11 protein-coding genes and 3 CRISPR repeat arrays are annotated in these 15,951 nt (G+C 69.6%); all 11 genes read left to right on the top strand.

Going from position 1 to position 15,951, the window contains the following annotated elements:
- Positions 1 to 458 precede the first annotated feature (458 nt).
- The 11 genes from AB0K65_RS29910 to cas2e all read left to right on the top strand — a co-directional run bounded on the left by AB0K65_RS29910 (position 459) and on the right by cas2e (position 14,432).
- A complete protein-coding gene (locus AB0K65_RS29910) occupies positions 459 to 890 on the top strand; it encodes a DUF5958 family protein (protein ID WP_365721984.1) in 432 nt (143 codons plus the stop codon).
- Between the two features lie 250 nt (positions 891 to 1,140).
- Entirely contained in the window at positions 1,141 to 1,380 is a 240-nt protein-coding gene (locus AB0K65_RS29905) for a hypothetical protein (RefSeq protein WP_365721982.1), read from the top strand.
- A complete protein-coding gene (locus tag AB0K65_RS29900) occupies positions 1,380 to 1,754 on the top strand; it encodes a toxin Doc (RefSeq protein ID WP_365721980.1) in 375 nt (124 codons plus the stop codon). Before AB0K65_RS29905 ends, AB0K65_RS29900 begins: the two co-directional genes overlap by 1 nt.
- Before the next feature lie 341 nt (positions 1,755 to 2,095).
- Positions 2,096 to 2,916: direct repeats of the CRISPR family, unit length 25 nt; unit sequence GTGCTCTCCGCGCGAGCGGAGGTGA.
- An 8-nt stretch (positions 2,917 to 2,924) separates the two neighbouring features.
- Positions 2,925 to 4,662: direct repeats of the CRISPR family, unit length 29 nt; unit sequence CGACTCACCTCCGCCTGCGCGGAGAGCAC.
- Between the two features lie 288 nt (positions 4,663 to 4,950).
- On the top strand, positions 4,951 to 7,746 hold the full coding sequence (locus tag AB0K65_RS29895) for a CRISPR-associated endonuclease Cas3'' (protein ID WP_365721978.1): 2,796 nt from the start codon (positions 4,951 to 4,953) through the stop codon (positions 7,744 to 7,746).
- 222 nt (positions 7,747 to 7,968) lie between these two features.
- Positions 7,969 to 9,600 (top strand): type I-E CRISPR-associated protein Cse1/CasA, encoded by a 1,632-nt coding sequence (gene casA / locus AB0K65_RS29890; RefSeq protein ID WP_365721976.1) that lies wholly within the window; start codon positions 7,969 to 7,971, stop codon positions 9,598 to 9,600.
- Between the two features lie 44 nt (positions 9,601 to 9,644).
- Positions 9,645 to 10,313 carry a type I-E CRISPR-associated protein Cse2/CasB gene (gene casB, locus AB0K65_RS29885; RefSeq protein ID WP_365721974.1) on the top strand — a complete coding sequence of 223 codons (669 nt, stop codon included), beginning with the start codon at positions 9,645 to 9,647 and terminating at the stop codon, positions 10,311 to 10,313.
- 66 nt (positions 10,314 to 10,379) lie between these two features.
- A complete protein-coding gene (gene cas7e / locus AB0K65_RS29880) occupies positions 10,380 to 11,558 on the top strand; it encodes a type I-E CRISPR-associated protein Cas7/Cse4/CasC (protein ID WP_365721973.1) in 1,179 nt (392 codons plus the stop codon).
- Positions 11,555 to 12,430, top strand: coding sequence for a type I-E CRISPR-associated protein Cas5/CasD (cas5e, locus tag AB0K65_RS29875; RefSeq protein ID WP_365721971.1), 876 nt, complete (start codon positions 11,555 to 11,557; stop codon positions 12,428 to 12,430). The genes cas7e and cas5e overlap by 4 nt, the downstream gene beginning before the upstream one ends.
- Positions 12,427 to 13,104 carry a type I-E CRISPR-associated protein Cas6/Cse3/CasE gene (gene cas6e, locus AB0K65_RS29870; protein WP_365721969.1) on the top strand — a complete coding sequence of 226 codons (678 nt, stop codon included), beginning with the start codon at positions 12,427 to 12,429 and terminating at the stop codon, positions 13,102 to 13,104. The genes cas5e and cas6e overlap by 4 nt, the downstream gene beginning before the upstream one ends.
- The gene (cas1e, locus tag AB0K65_RS29865; RefSeq protein ID WP_365721967.1) at positions 13,101 to 14,093 is read left to right on the top strand and encodes a type I-E CRISPR-associated endonuclease Cas1e; all 993 of its coding nucleotides are present in this window, start codon (positions 13,101 to 13,103) and stop codon (positions 14,091 to 14,093) included. The genes cas6e and cas1e overlap by 4 nt, the downstream gene beginning before the upstream one ends.
- A gap of 27 nt (positions 14,094 to 14,120) precedes the next feature.
- Positions 14,121 to 14,432: a type I-E CRISPR-associated endoribonuclease Cas2e gene (gene cas2e / locus AB0K65_RS29860; RefSeq protein WP_365721965.1), complete on the top strand. Its 312-nt coding sequence runs from the start codon at positions 14,121 to 14,123 to the stop codon at positions 14,430 to 14,432.
- An 18-nt stretch (positions 14,433 to 14,450) separates the two neighbouring features.
- A CRISPR array of direct repeats spans positions 14,451 to 15,944; the repeat unit is 29 nt; unit sequence GTGCTCTCCGCGCAGGCGGAGGTGGGTCG.
- Between the last annotated feature and the right edge of the window lie 7 nt (positions 15,945 to 15,951).

The raw sequence follows: 15,951 nt of genomic DNA, 5'->3' as shown, positions 1-15,951 counted from the left end.
AGACTCGATCACGAGCACGACGATCTCACGGACGGATCCAAGAGACAGGCCCTAGGGCTGCGAGTCGGCTTTCCCCGACGTTCACCCGGACCAAGTCGCCGCCCCGTGCCGCCGCTCGCCGCTTGCCGCGCTCGACGCAGCGGCGCGGACGGGGACACGGCGCTCTTGGCGGAGACCGCACGGATCGCCTCTGTGGGCCGCGCGGGCCGTGCAGAAGCACCGTACCAATCCGGTCGCCGAACGCACTCGCGTGCCCGGTTCCGGGCGCTCACCTGGTTCGTGTCCCCGGGGGCCGACGGCCAGCGTGGGACCCAGGGCGAGGATCTGTGAGATCGGCAGGGCTGCTTTTTGCTTCCCGCTTGATTACAGGAGGCGGTGATGGTCGAGGTCGCCCGTGCTGTGTCGGGTGCCGGGTGTTCGGCTCTCGCCCGGCATCAGCGTCGTGAAATCATCCAGGGATGACTGAACCGATCAGCGACGACGGCCGGACTTTCCGGCGTGAGGCCGAGTGGGTCGTCAACGAGATCGCCCAGGGGCTCCGCACGTTGGACTCTGGTGTGAGCTGGTTCTCCGGTCTCCCCCCGGCACGTCGGCAGATGGTTCTGCAGGAAGTCGCTGGCTATGTGATGCAGGCGCACATTACAGCTGCGGACGGCCGTGCGGGGGTGGCGCTGTCTGGTGTGAAGCCCACGGCCAACCCCTCGGTCATGATTTGCATGGACCCGCCCCGCTACGGGTTCGCGGGCCTGCCTTCTGCCGAACACGTCGAGGCGTTCCGGGTCCTCGTTTCCGTGTTCGCCGTTGCTGACACTCGCCGCCGGGAGAGGTACTGCAAAGGCGCCTGCGGACATGCATGGCACAACCTGCCGGTGGCAACCGAGCAGCCGTAGCATCGGGCGTTCCAGCCCGGGCTGGGCTGGGTATCGAGCGGCTCCTCCTGAGTGACATCCGTTCGTAGGTCCACGCGCTGCGGCAGTCCTGGGGAACCTCCGCGCGTGGGGAAATCGCTGAGCACAGATCGTTGTCCTCTTCGACGGCGACTGAACTACCGAGAACCCTGCCGTCTTGCTTTCCGGGAGGCCGACGCGCCCCCTGCCCGCAGGCTTTCCTGCCAGGTACCAAGTAGGTACCATCCGGGGTATGCCGTCTTTGAACGTCACCTTCACCGACGAGGAGCTGGAGGAGGTCCGCGCCGCCGCGGCCGCCGAAGGCAAGTCCCTCAAGCAGTACGTCCACGACCTGCCGCTGCGCGAGCGTCAGCGCCGCCAGTTCGTCCGCTACGCCGCATCCTGGGGTGAGACACACAGGGCGGAGTTCGACGACGCCTTCCCCGACGAGATCCCGCCCGGCGCCCGGGAGCGCGGGGCGGACGCCGCCTGATGATCCTCCACATCGACGTCCCCTGGCTCCTGGACGTCCAGGAACAAGCCGTCCCCGAAGACGTCAGCGTCGCCGACTACTCCGCCCTCGTCGCTGCCGTCGCCCGCCATAAGACCCGCATCCCCCGCCCCACGACCGCCGCGCCCGACCCGGCCTGGCGCGCGGCGGCCCTCCTGCACACGCTGATCCGTCTGCAGCCCCTGCCGCACCGCAACAGCCTGTACGCCTGCCAGGTCACCGCCGCCTACATGCACGCCTCCGGCGAGGGCATCGACCCTCCGTACGGCGCCATGGCCGACCTCGTCCGCGACATCCAGGCCGGCAAGACCGACGTCTACCAGGCCGCCGACCGCATCCGCACCTGGCGCATCTGACCCACTTCAACTCCAGAGACGCCCGGAACGGTCCCCTGCATCGGTGCCGGGCGGGCATCCCCTCCGGGGCACTCCTCCTGCCCGGGCAACGGGGGCGTACCAGGCCGGGGGAGTCGTGCGCGTGCGAGAGGGACGACTGTGCCCGGCCCCGCCGTCGGGCGCGTGGGCGGCCTTCTCCAGATCGCGACGTTGAGGCATCCGATGACGGCAGTGGGGAGCCTCAGAAGGCTGCGCTACGGTAACGATTGGCGCGAGCCCCCTGTCGGAACGGGTTGACACCGATCGCCGTCTCGCTTTAGTAATGGAATTGCAAAGGCTACCTAGAACCGCAGGTCAGGAAGGTGCTCTCCGCGCGAGCGGAGGTGACTCGTCGGGGAGGTTCCGACTTGCGGCCGCGCGGTCGGTGCTCTCCGCGCGAGCGGAGGTGAACCGCGGTGCAGGAGGTGGAGATTGCCCGCGCGGTGGTGCTCTCCGCGCGAGCGGAGGTGAACCGCCCACCGCAGCTGTGCCAGCAGCCCCGGGTACGTGCTCTCCGCGCGAGCGGAGGTGGCCCGGATCACGCCCCGGTAGACCGAGAAAACCGCGGGTGCTCTCCGCGCGAGCGGAGGTGACTCGTCGACCGAGTCCGTGATCGTGAACGTGCCGTCGTGCTCTCCGCGCGAGCGGAGGTGACTCGCAGCGTGCGCCGGCCAGGACACCGACCTGTGGGTGCTCTCCGCGCGAGCGGAGGTGACTCGTTCACGGACGACTTCGTAGGCCGCTTCCGCTCCGGTGCTCTCCGCGCGAGCGGAGGTGACTCGAGGTCCTGGCCGGCCTCGCGTCCTTGGAGATCGTGCTCTCCGCGCGAGCGGAGGTGACTCGACGATGGTGGCCACGGTCAGGATGTGCGCGATGTGCTCTCCGCGCGAGCGGAGGTGAACCGGACCCGTCCACCGGCGCCCTGGACCCGGGCCAGTGCTCTCCGCGCGAGCGGAGGTGAACCGCCGACCATGCCGGTGGTCACCCTGGTCATGAAGTGCTCTCCGCGCGAGCGGAGGTGAACCGAAGGCCGCGCCAGGGAACGGCTCGTACTTCGGGTGCTCTCCGCGCGAGCGGAGGTGACCCGAAGGCGGCGATCATGCCGCAGCCGTTCACCCGGTGCTCTCCGCGCGAGCGGAGGTGACCCGCTGACGCCGATGGTCCGCCTGCGCGGAGGGCAATGCTCGCGGGCCGGGGCCGCGGCTTCCTCGGTCGACTCACCTCCGCCTGCGCGGAGAGCACCTGGTTCAGCTCCCTAGCAGCCGCTACCCCAACCGACTCACCTCCGCCTGCGCGGAGAGCACGCCGTGCTCGGCACGGGCGGCGCCACGGGAATCGACTCACCTCCGCCTGCGCGGAGAGCACGTGAGCATGTCCCGGACATCGCTCGCGTGTTCCGACTCACCTCCGCCTGCGCGGAGAGCACGCGACTCGGGCGCCGGCCGCGACGTCGTCGAGCGACTCACCTCCGCCTGCGCGGAGAGCACGAACAGGACCACCCCCAGCCCGCCACCAAGACCGACTCACCTCCGCCTGCGCGGAGAGCACTCGCTGGTGATCCAGTAGCCGCGGAGGGCGTCCGACTCACCTCCGCCTGCGCGGAGAGCACATCGAGGAGCTGCACTCGGGGCAGAACCAGATCGACTCACCTCCGCCTGCGCGGAGAGCACTCCATGACCGTCCGGCCGCACCCCCGGCACGACGACTCACCTCCGCCTGCGCGGAGAGCACTGAAACCCGCGCTGCAAGTCGCGCGCGGGTGCCGACTCACCTCCGCCTGCGCGGAGAGCACCTCTCACCGATGAACGCCATGGACCCGATCGCCGACTCACCTCCGCCTGCGCGGAGAGCACGTTCACGCAGTTCCCGGGCCTGCTGCGCCTCCCGACTCACCTCCGCCTGCGCGGAGAGCACGAAGTACTGCGCGCCAGCGTGCCGCCGGAAGGCGACTCACCTCCGCCTGCGCGGAGAGCACTCCCCCGAGTGCCCACACGTAGGACAGAACCGCGACTCACCTCCGCCTGCGCGGAGAGCACGACGGCAAGGGATCTGACGGGACCTACCGCGACGACTCACCTCCGCCTGCGCGGAGAGCACCGGCTGGAGGGGTGGGAGATCATCTCGCCTGCCGACTCACCTCCGCCTGCGCGGAGAGCACGCTCGCCATCAGCGCTTGACCATCTTGAGAACCGACTCACCTCCGCCTGCGCGGAGAGCACACGCCACCCCAGACGTACGGGACACCGAGGTACGACTCACCTCCGCCTGCGCGGAGAGCACTACGCGTCGCGGCACGGCTGGCACGTCGGGATCGACTCACCTCCGCCTGCGCGGAGAGCACCAGGGCCTCGCGCGTCTGCTCCTCGCTCGCCCCGACTCACCTCCGCCTGCGCGGAGAGCACACCAGCATCCGGGCGTCGCCCTCCGAGAGGGTCGACTCACCTCCGCCTGCGCGGAGAGCACTCCGGCCGGGACAACGGCGTGTGGCTGGAGGACGACTCACCTCCGCCTGCGCGGAGAGCACGCCCACGGGCAACAGCTCCTCGACGACCCGCACGACTCACCTCCGCCTGCGCGGAGAGCACTGGAGCACCGGCGCGAGGTCGAGGACGGCCGTCGACTCACCTCCGCCTGCGCGGAGAGCACATCAGCGCGGGGAACACCGGCAACATCGGCAGCGACTCACCTCCGCCTGCGCGGAGAGCACTCGGCCCGCTCGATGGGCAGCAGCCGCGGGGACGACTCACCTCCGCCTGCGCGGAGAGCACGCGGGAGACACCAATTTCATGGACCCGTTCATCGACTCACCTCCGCCTGCGCGGAGAGCACGCCGGCCTACTTCTTGAGCTTGGCCACCTCGACGACTCACCTCCGCCTGCGCGGAGAGCACCCTTTCTGAGCAGGCAGTCTAGGAGGGTTTTACCGTTTCTTGGCTGTGAAGGGAAGGTCAGAGGGTCTGTTTCCGCGGGCTTGGTCACGAGGGTGAAGCCTAGGGGACGTCAGCGGCGGGGGTGCGTCTTCGATGCGGTGTCCCGGGGGGCGGGCTGCACTCGTGGGGGCTTGGCGGATCGGGGTGGTGTCAGTGCCGCCTGCTATCTGTGTTGCCATGACGGGATTTGATGACGCCTCTGTGTGTGCCGCTGAGCCTGACAGTCGTTTGTGGGGGAAGGAGCGCGGCTTGGAGCGTCCTTACCCTGTCGTCTGCCATCTGCTGGACACGGCAGCTGTGTTCGGGGTGTTGTGGGATGTGGTGCTGAGTTCCCGGTGCCGGGCGCGTATCGCCGATGCGGTGCAGCTGGCCGAGCCGGAGGCGCGTCAGGTTCTTTCGTTCTGGGCGGGTTTGCATGATCTGGGGAAGATCACGCCGCCGTTTCAGGCTCAGGTGCCTGCGGCTTTCGCGGCGGTGCGAAGGGATCCGGCGTATTCAGCGGTGCCGGGTGCTGAGCGGGAGGCTGCTTTCCGTCATGAGGTTGCGACGCACTGGGCGGTGACCTCGCTTCTGGCTGAGATCGGTTATCCGGGTGACCTCGGCCGGATGCGGCGGGCGGTGAGTCATCAGGTGGCCCAGTTGCTCGGTGGTCATCACGGCCTGTTCGGGCAGCCGTTGCTGAAGCGGAAGCTGAGCGCCGGGAGCGTTCATGCGCCGGGGCTGGGCGAGGAGGGCTGGGCCGACCAGCGCCGTCGGCACTTCGTGGAGCTGCGGCGGGTGGTGGGGGCGACTGCTTTACCGAAAGAAGGGCTGCCGGCTGAGCTCTGCGTTGTCGTTGCAGGTCTGATTGTGGTGGCGGACTGGCTGGCGAGCCAGACCGGCTGGATCAGGCCGCTTCTGCCGGCGGTGGGATGGAAGGCGACGCCCCGGGCTCTGGAGAACCACTGGGCGAGGGCGTCTCACGCGGCTCCCGGCGCGGTCAGGGCCGCGCAGCTGGGCCGGACGGATTTCGCTCTCCAGCAGTTCGAGGGGATGTTTCCGTTTTTACCCAATCCGCTGCAGCGGGACTTGGTGGAGCATCTTCCCCGGCTGGCGGGGGAGCGCGGGTCGGGTCTGCTGTTGGTCACGGCTCCGACCGGGGATGGGAAGACCGAGGCCGCCTTGTACGCGGCTGCGGTGCTCGGGCAGGCGGCGGGGGCGCGGGGGCTGTATTTCGCGCTGCCGACGATGGCGACGGCGGACGGCATGTTTCCTCGGGTGGCCGCCTTCGCCGATCAGGCGTTGTACGGGGAGCGTGCACTGACGCTTCTGCATTCCATGGCCTGGCTCAGCCCCGCGTACAACGGTCCGTCCGGTACGGCTGCCGCGGTGGCCGGTGATGAGGCGGTGGTAGCGGAGCGGGCCACGGCGACCGCTGCCGGGGCCTGGCTGCGTGGGCCGAAGCGCGGCCTCCTGGCGCCGCTGGGGGCGGGGACGATCGATCAGGTGCTGGCCGGTGTGCTTCCGCTGCGGTACAACGTGCTGCGTCTGCTGGGTGTGTCGGACAAGGTGCTGGTGATCGACGAGGCCCATGCGTACGGGCCCTGGATGCACAGTCTGATGACCCGGCTGCTCGAGTGGCTCGGGGCGTTCGGCGCGCCGGTGGTGCTGCTCTCGGCGACCCTGACGGGCTCCACAGCAGGCTCGCTGGTGAACGCCTACCGGCGGGGAGCCGGTTTCCTGGAGGCGGCGGAGGTAAAGCCGTGCTACCCGGGCTGGCTCTTCACGGACGCGGCGAGCGGCCAGGTGTCCACCCCTCGGGCGACGAGGACCGAAAGGGCACGGACCGTGGATGTCGAGGTTCACGGTGTGGGATGGGACAGCTTGGACGCTCCGGGCTCGCCAGTCCGCAAAGGCGGCAGACGCGAGCGGCTGAGGGCGCAGTTACGGCCGGTGGCCGACGAGGGCGGGACCGCCCTGGTGTGCTGTACGACCGTCGCCGAAGCACAGGCGACCTACCGGGACCTGTGTGCGGCGTTCCCCGAGCTGGCCCGTAAGGAGGGCGGCCTGCGGCTTCTGCACTCCCGCTTCCAGGCCCGGGAGCGCCAGCGGATCAGCAGGGACTGCGAGCGGGCATACGGCAAACCTGGCGCGGGCGGGGAGATCCGGGCCCGCGCAGGCTCGATCCTGGTGGCAACGCAAGTGGTCGAGCAGTCACTGGATTTCGACTTCGACCTCGTCATCAGTGATCTCGCTCCGCTCGCCCAGTTGTTGCAGCGGGTGGGCCGTGGCCGGCGGCACCGACGGGGACCGCAAGGGCGGCCTTCCTGGGCGCAGGCGGAGGAGCGCCCCCAGCTGGTGGTCATGGAGCCGGTGGACAGCAGCGGCCACACGAAGGTTCCGCCGACCTGGGGCACGGTCTACGATCACGGGCTGCTCGTGCGCACCGCGCAGTTGCTGCGCCAGGAACAAGAGGGCGGGATCGCGATCCCCGGCGATGTGCAGCGGCTGGTCGAGGCCGTGTACGCGGCCGACTTCGTCGAGGGTCTGGATGCGGCGGTGAAACAGGAACTGGCGCGCATGGACCTGGAGCGGGCCGCCAAGGAGATGGCCGAGTCGCACTTGGCCCGGATGACGACGATCTGCGGGCCGCACGATGTCCAGGGCAACCTCGGCAGGCTCAGCGAGCTGCAGGACGGTGTGACCGAGGAGCTGCTGACGACCCGACTGGGAGCGGACACCGGGCGCGTACTGCTGCTGTACACCCAGCCCGGCGGCGAGCTGACGCTCGATGAGAAGGGCGCGCTGAGCCTGTCCACCGTGCTGCGCGGAGCGACACCCACGCGCGAGGAGCTGGGCTTGATCATGTCGCAGGTCGCTCCCGTTCCCGGCTCGTGGCTACGCGACGACGAAGGCCTGCCCCATCCCACCGGCTGGGAGAAACAGCCGCTCCTTCGCGGGCTCGTTCTGGTGGCCGTACACCGCGAGCCGGACAGTACGAGCTGGCGCGGCCGCCACGGAAACCGATCAATTTCCGTCTCATCGACAGGACTTGAGATCACTTAAAGCCAGCTGCCGACAAGCACTTCCCCTGTAGCAGCAGGCTTGGTGGGATGCGTCCAACACGACACGCATCACCCGGCTGGTCTAAAGAGATCGACTCCCGTCGTAGGGCACGCCCGCTCGCGCGGGCACAGGGGTGTATTCACCGGTCGCCCCAGTAGCGGCAGGCGAGTCACCTCCGTCTGCACGAAGACCCCATCGCATTGTGACTCCTGAGAGGCATCGATGCCCGCACGTTCACACAGCACAGCGGAAGCACCGCTCTTCCCGGTCATCTGGGCACCGCACGCGCGAAGCAGAAACCCCGGCCCCCTTCCCGAGATGATCGGCTTTCGCGAGCTGCTGCTGCGCAGCCACGACATCACGGGCCTCGCGGTCGCCGAACCGCCCGCGCACTCGGCACTGCTGCGCATCCTGTACGCCCTGACCGCACGGGTCACCCGGCTCGACGAAAGCGGTCCCGGCGACTGGGGCGATCGCCGCATGGACGTGGTCGAGGCGGGACGGCTGCCCGCTGAGGCGATCGAGGAGTACTTCGCCGCGTGGGGGCACCGCTTCTTCGTCTTCGACGCTGAAGGGGGACGGCCCTGGATGCAGGATGCGCGTCTGGCACAGCAGTGCGACGCCGGCAACACCGCGGGCGTGAACAAGCTGATCGTGACCCGGCCCGCAGGCAACAACCACTCCTGGTTCACCCACGTCAACGCACTGTCCCCCACTCTCCCGACCGTGTCCGAAGCCGTTCTCAACCTGCTGATCTGGCACTTCTACGGCCCCTCCGGCAGGTGCTCGGCCCGAGAGGTGGGGCGCGTGAAGACCGCCAGCGCCACCGCCGGCCCGCTGCGGACCGCGCTGTCCTACCACCCCGAGGGCGAAACCCTCTTCCAGACCCTCCTGGCAGGACTCACCCCGCCGGACGCCACCGTCCGCCGCGACGTCGACCTGTGCCCATGGGAATGGGAGGAACTGCCCGACCCCGAGACGCCGCCCACCGACAGGACCGGCCCACTGGCGCTGCTCACCGCCTGCTCCTCACACGCCCTGCTGCTCGTGGCGGACCAGGAGCGGCCGGACACGGTAGCGGACGCGTTCATCACGTGGGCCTACCGCGGCGAACGCATCCCCAGGGACGACGCCTACCTCATCTGGCAGATCAGCCAGCAGGGCAACCGCTACCCGCGGCCCGCCGACGCCGGACGGGCCCTGTGGCGCGATGTCGACGCCCTGCTGCTGTACGAGGCGGGCGGACCGGCACAACCACGACGGCCGAAGGTGTTCAACACCGCCTTCGAAGTCGCGGAGACGCTGCGGGTAAGGGCGCTGGGGTTCGAGCAGGAGGGCCAGGCCAAGGACCGGCAGTTCGTCGAGGGATCGACCCCTCCCCTCCTGGGCTTCGTAGAGGAACAGGCTCCGCGCACCGAAGCCGCGGTGGGCCGGCTGCGCCGGCTCGGTGAGCTGTACGGCCGCAGGCTGGACCGTGCGGTGCGCAAAGCATGGTCCCTCTACATCAACGACCCCAAAGCGGAGCATGCCACCTGGTCCGCCGAGGCCGGCGCCCGCTACTGGCCACAGGCCGAGACCGAGTTCTGGTCGCGCTACCGCCGGCTCGACCGCGCCTCGGCCTCGCTCGACGCAGGCCTGGACCGACAAGCGGCGCGCAAGGCCTTCCTCACCCTGGCGGAACACAGCTACGAAACGGTCACCGCACCCCTCACGTCCCACCTGCGCGGTGCCAGAGCCGTAGCCGACGCCCGCACCGAGCTGTACGGGGGCCGGCGCACCACCAAGGGCACAGAAAGCAGCACAGCCGGTCCCGGCCTCGAGCCCACCGCATCGGATGAGGGAGTTCCCGTATGACCATCCCGTCACCACGAACGGCCGCCGGCCGTCACCGTGAGCACTTGCACAAGTACATCGCCCGGATCACGGACGCCTGCCGCGACCCCGGAACCCGAAGCGCGCTTCGCGCAGGTCTGCGCCGGGACCTCGACCACGTGCACCCGATGCACCGCATCGTGGCCCCGTGGCTTCCCAGCCGACGCCACGTGCCCGAGACGGAGGAACGCGCCTTCTATCTGATCGCGTCGATGATCGCCGACCGGCCCCGGCACGCATTCGCGACCGAGGACGAACCCGCCGAGACCGCCGAGGAAACCCCCGCAAGCTCGGCGGCAGACGGCCCCGGCGCGGCCCCGGCGGGCGAGGGCGAGAACACGCAGTTTGAGCGCTGGGGCCGAAGCCTGGGCCACTGCCTCGCCCAGGCCGTCGTCCACAGCCCCGGGCGTGAACGCGACATGCGGGCCTCCACCGCCGAAGCCCGGCTGCACCTGCTGACGCGGCAGAGCGCCGCCGGACTGCACCGCCACCTGCCGGCCACCGTGCGCTACCTGAGGCAGACCGGCGTCGATGTCGACTGGGCCCGGCTGATGGAAGACCTGATCGCCTGGCCGGCGAATTCAGGACGCATCAGTCGCCGCTGGCTCCAGGACTACTACCGGGAGACCGACAAAAGCCGCAATGACAAGAGTGACCGGGAGGACCAGAACGACCTCCTGGACAACGCCCCCTAACCCCCTCTCGCCGAGCTGTCCCACAGCCCGTCCTCCGCTGCACACCACGACAGAATGCGACCCGTCATGACATCGAGCACCGCCCGCTTCATCGACATCCACGTCCTTCACCCCGTCCCGTTCTCGAACCTCAACCGGGACGACGCGAACGCCGTCAAGACCGTGCAGTACGGAGGCACGCTGCGCACGCGAGTCAGCAGCCAGTGCTGGAAGCGCGCGGCACGCGAGGACTTCCAGACACACATCGGGCAGGCCGCCCTGCGTACCCGGCGCATCGGTGAGCGGGTCACGCGTGAACTCCAGGAGCGGGGGTGGCCGGCCGACCTGGCGCTGCGGGCCGGCGGCCACCTCGCGGCGGGCAGCAGCATCAAGTTCGAACTGGCCAAGGACAAAGAAAAGCAGATCATCCCCAACCAGGTCCTGACCAACGCCATGGTCTACGTCCCCGAGACGGCCGTCGGTGAACTCGCAGACCTTACCGAGGAGTTCCGCCCGCAGCTCGAGGCAGCCAAGGACATCAAGAAGCCCGCAGACAAGAGCGTGCTGCCCAAGGACCGCATCGAGACGGTCCTACGCTCACGCAACGGGGTGATCAACCTGTTCGGCCGGATGCTCGCCGAAGTCGACGACGCCGGCGTCGACGGCGCCGTCCAGGTCGCCCACGCCCTGACCACCCACACCACCGACATCGAGGTCGACTACTTCAGCGCGGTCGACGACATCACCGCAGCCTGGAAAGACAGCACCGGCAGCGGCCACATGGGGCACGCCGAGTACAGCGCCGGCACCTTCTACCGGTTCGCCACCGTCGACCTGCGCGACCTGGCGGCGAACATCGGCGACGAGCCGGACGCGCTGCGCGAGCTCACCGCAGCCTTCCTGTCCGCCTTCATCGAATCGGTGCCGCACGCCAAAAAGAACTCCACAGCACCGCACACCCTGCCCCACCTGATCCACCTCTCCGTCCGGGCCGACCGTCCCGTCTCCTACGCAGGAGCCTTCGAAAAGCCGGTCCGCGCCACCGACACCAGCGGTTTCGCCGAGCCCTCCGCCGACCAGCTCAGCACCTACGCCCAGGCAGCCAACGCCATGCTCGGCAGCGGACGCATCCTCACCTCCGGCTTTTTCAGCGTCACCTCCAAAGACCTGCCCGGCCTCGGCATCCGCTACGGCACCCTCGACGAGCTCTTGGAGACCGCCCTGGCCACCGCGCTCACCCCCGCACCGGCCGGAGCCGACGCGTGAGCGACCCCGCCCTGCCCCTGCCTGAGCCCGGCCTGCTGCTGCGGCTGGCGGCCCCCTTGCAGTCCTGGGGCGAGCACAGTCACTTCACCGACCGCGACACCGCCGCCTTCCCCACCCGCTCCGGGGTCATCGGACTGCTGGCTGCCGCCCTCGGCCGCCGCCGCGGCGAGTCCATCACCGACCTGACCCGCCTGTCGCTGACCATACGGGCGGACCGGCCCGGCGTCCGCCTGCGCGACCTGCACACCGTCGGCGGCGGCCTGCCCGCCAAAGCCACCATCACCACAGCCGAGGGCAAAAAACGCAGCGGCGAGACCACCACCCTCCTCAGCCACCGCCACTACCTCGCCGACGCCGCCTTCACCATCGCCCTGACCACCCCCCACACCCCAGACACCACCCAAGCCGAACGCGCCGACACCCACGACCTGCTCACACGCTGCGAAAACGCCCTGCGCCTTCCGCAGTGGCCGCTCTACCTCGGCCGCCGCTCCTGCCCGCCAGAAGGCCCGCTCCTCCTGGCCCGAACCGACGACGCCCTGCACCATCTGGTCCGCCTCCCCCTGGCCGCGACCACCCCGGCGCCCTCCGGCATCGAATTCATCTCCAACCGGCCGCTGAACACCCTGCCCGTGCCCGCGGACCTGCTCACCGCCGACGCAAACGACGGCGCTCACCCCTCAGGCCAGGCCACGGACGAACCCCTCACCTTCCACACCACACGCCGCACCTACCGAGCCCGCCCCCTCTACCGGCGCTCCCTCCACCTGCCCCCCGATCAATACGAAGGCCTGGGCACGAAGCAACTCCACGCCCTGAACACCTACCTGACCCGCCACCTGCCGGAAACCGAGGAAAGGAACCGACCGTGACCGTCTGGCTCACCCGGATCGCCCCCGATCCGCGCTCAGCTCAAGCCCGCAGCGACACCTCCGGCACACGCCTGGGCCTCGCGCTCCACCAGCGCCTCATGACGCTCTTCCCCCCGGCGGCCGGGCCGGACCCGCGGGCCCGGTTCAACGTGCTCTTCCGCACCGAAGACACCCCCCACGGACTGCACATCCTGATGCAGAGCACCCACCAGCCCGACCTCACCCAGCTCCCCGAGAACTACGGAACCAGCCTCGCCCGCCCCCTCGACGCACTCCTGGACGCCATACGTCCCGGCCTCACCGTCCGCTACCGCTGCATCGCCAACGCCGTCCGCCGCCCCGGCCACACCACCCGCGCCCTCTACAACCTCCCCGCCGTCGTCCCCCTCTACGGCACCGCAGCCGACACCTGGTGGGAACGCCAGGCACAAGCCGCCGGCCTCACCCCCCACACCATCGAATCCGCCTCCCTCGACGCCGCCGGCGGACGTCACGGCGAGCGCGGCACCACCACCACCCGAGCGCTCGTCCGCCACGCCCGCACCCGCTTCGACGGCACCGCAGTCATCACAGACCCGGAACTGCTCCGCACAAAGATCATCGAAGGCATCGGACGCGGCAAGGCCTACGGCTGCGGTCTCCTCAGCATCGCCCCGGCACGAGGCCCCCAATGACCGCTTCCGACCCGGCACCGAACGCCGCCCGCTTCCACGGGCGGCGTCGCCTTGCCGCGCCCACCGTCGCCATGCTGCCCCGCGTCGCGGACTCCCTCTCCTTCCTCTACCTGGACATCGTCCGCATCCACCAGGACGACACCGGCGTCTGCGCCGAAATCACCAGCGAACGACGCGGCACGGAAACCGTCTACCTCCCCACCGCCGCCCTCTCCTGCATCCTCCTGGGCCCAGGAACCTCCATCACCGCCCGTGCGCTCACCACCTTCGCCCGCCACGGAACCACAGTCCTGATCACCGGCTCCGGCGGCGTCCGCTGCTACGCCGCCGCCATGCCCGACTCCCTCACCACCACTTGGCTGGAACACCAGACACGGGCCTGGGCCGACGACACGCAACGGCTCGCCGTCGCCACCGCCATGTATGAAAAACGCTTCGGCCCCGACACCGTCCCCGCCGGCACCAACTTCAACCAGCTCCGCGGCTTCGAAGGACAACGCGTCAAAGCCCAATACCAGCTCCTCGCCCGCCAGTACAAGATCGGCCGCTTCAGACGCGCCTACGATCCGGCCTCCTGGGACACACAAGACCCCGTCAACCTCGCCCTGTCCTCTGCCAACACGTGCCTGTACGGCATCGTCCACGCCGCGATCCTCGCCCTCGGCTGCTCCCCAGCCTTGGGCTTCGTCCACAGCGGCAACCAGCAATCCTTCGTCTACGACATCGCCGACCTCTACAAAGCGGAACTCACCATCCCGCTCGCCTTCTCCCTCCACAACTCCACCGACCCGGAAGCCGCAGCCCGCCGCTCCTTCCGCGACGGCCTGAGGCTGTTCAAACTGCTGCCCCGCATCGTCAGCGACATCCAGACCCTCCTCGCACCCGGCCACTCCAGCGACCTGCCCGACCCCGAAGAGCAGCTCGTGGACCTCTGGGACCCGATCACAGGAACCGTCCCCGGCGGCACCAACCACGCCCTCGACCCCTGACCGCGCCCGCGGGAGAACCTCACCACCATGCCCTCGATGATCGTCATTTCCGCCACTGCCGTACCCGACCACCTCCGCGGCGCCCTCACCCGCTGGCTCCTCGAAGTCACCCCCGAGCTGTACATCGGTACCGTCTCCGCCCGCGTCCGCGACGAACTCTGGACCTCAGTCACCGCCTGCACCGCCGACGGCGCCGCTGTCCTCGCCTACCCCACCGCTAACGAACAAGGCTTCACCCTCCGGACCGTCGGCAGCCGTCGCCGCACGCCCATCGACTTCGACGGACTCACCCTTATGGCCTTCACGAGACAGGGTCAAGAAATAGCAAAGCCCCTTTAGGATTGCAGGTCAGGAAGCGTGCTCTCCGCGCAGGCGGAGGTGGGTCGTCGGTGGGGCCCCGGTCCACGCCGACGTAGAAGTGCTCTCCGCGCAGGCGGAGGTGGGTCGTCACCCGCACGTGGCCGATGCCGTGGAATCCCGTGCTCTCCGCGCAGGCGGAGGTGGGTCGTGAGGGCGAGACTTGCGCGTGGATACGCTGGCGTGCTCTCCGCGCAGGCGGAGGTGGGTCGATTTCGGAGGCCGGACCCGTGGGCCTTTCTCCGTGCTCTCCGCGCAGGCGGAGGTGGGTCGATCGGGATGGGAATCATCGGGCTCGCCACGATGTGCTCTCCGCGCAGGCGGAGGTGGGTCGCCGGGCGCCGAGACGCGGCGCGGCTACCTCTCGTGCTCTCCGCGCAGGCGGAGGTGGGTCGGAGTACGAGGACGACGAATTCGCGAAGGCGTGGTGCTCTCCGCGCAGGCGGAGGTGGGTCGGTGAGCGTCAGGGCGATGTGGTGGCCGGCCGCGTGCTCTCCGCGCAGGCGGAGGTGGGTCGTCCTGGGCGAGGGTGACGGCGGGCCCGCCTTCGTGCTCTCCGCGCAGGCGGAGGTGGGTCGCGAGCGCAGCAACCCCTTGGCCTCCCCGACGTGTGCTCTCCGCGCAGGCGGAGGTGGGTCGGTCCCGGGCATCGGCAAGACCAAAAAGGTCTGGTGCTCTCCGCGCAGGCGGAGGTGGGTCGTCGTAGCCGAGGAAGAAGCCGACCAGACAGATGTGCTCTCCGCGCAGGCGGAGGTGGGTCGTCATCCGAGTCGTACTGGGTGATCTTGCCTTGGTGCTCTCCGCGCAGGCGGAGGTGGGTCGTTCGTCTCCTCCTGGCACCAGGCCGTGAACTTGTGCTCTCCGCGCAGGCGGAGGTGGGTCGGCTCCGCCGCACCCCGCCGGATCCGCCTCGACGTGCTCTCCGCGCAGGCGGAGGTGGGTCGCCGATCTTCGCGCCGGTCTCCAGCGCCTCGCCGTGCTCTCCGCGCAGGCGGAGGTGGGTCGCGCCTGAAGGTCTACTGCTCCCCCCGGTGTCGGTGCTCTCCGCGCAGGCGGAGGTGGGTCGGCCAACGGTGACCCGCGCCTGAGCAACCGCGGGTGCTCTCCGCGCAGGCGGAGGTGGGTCGGCCGAGTGGTGGGCGAGCTGGATCGCGTTCCTGTGCTCTCCGCGCAGGCGGAGGTGGGTCGGCTCAGCGGGTCAAGGACGAGGTGGCTGACGCGTGCTCTCCGCGCAGGCGGAGGTGGGTCGTTCATGAAGAACCTTGCAGCGACTCCGAAGGTGTGCTCTCCGCGCAGGCGGAGGTGGGTCGCTTCAACCCGCTTCCCGTGCCCTACCGCACCCGTGCTCTCCGCGCAGGCGGAGGTGGGTCGATCGAGCCGGCGACCTTCCCGACCCGGTCCGCGTGCTCTCCGCGCAGGCGGAGGTGGGTCGCTGCTGGTGGTGGCGTTGACGGCGAGGGAGGGGTGCTCTCCGCGCAGGCGGAGGTGGGTCGAACAGCGC

Origin of the sequence: Streptomyces sp. NPDC053755 (assembly GCF_040677675.1) — a bacterium.
Taxonomy (GTDB): Bacteria; Actinomycetota; Actinomycetes; order Streptomycetales; family Streptomycetaceae; genus Streptomyces.
This window is presented reverse-complemented; position numbering and strand designations above follow the sequence as displayed.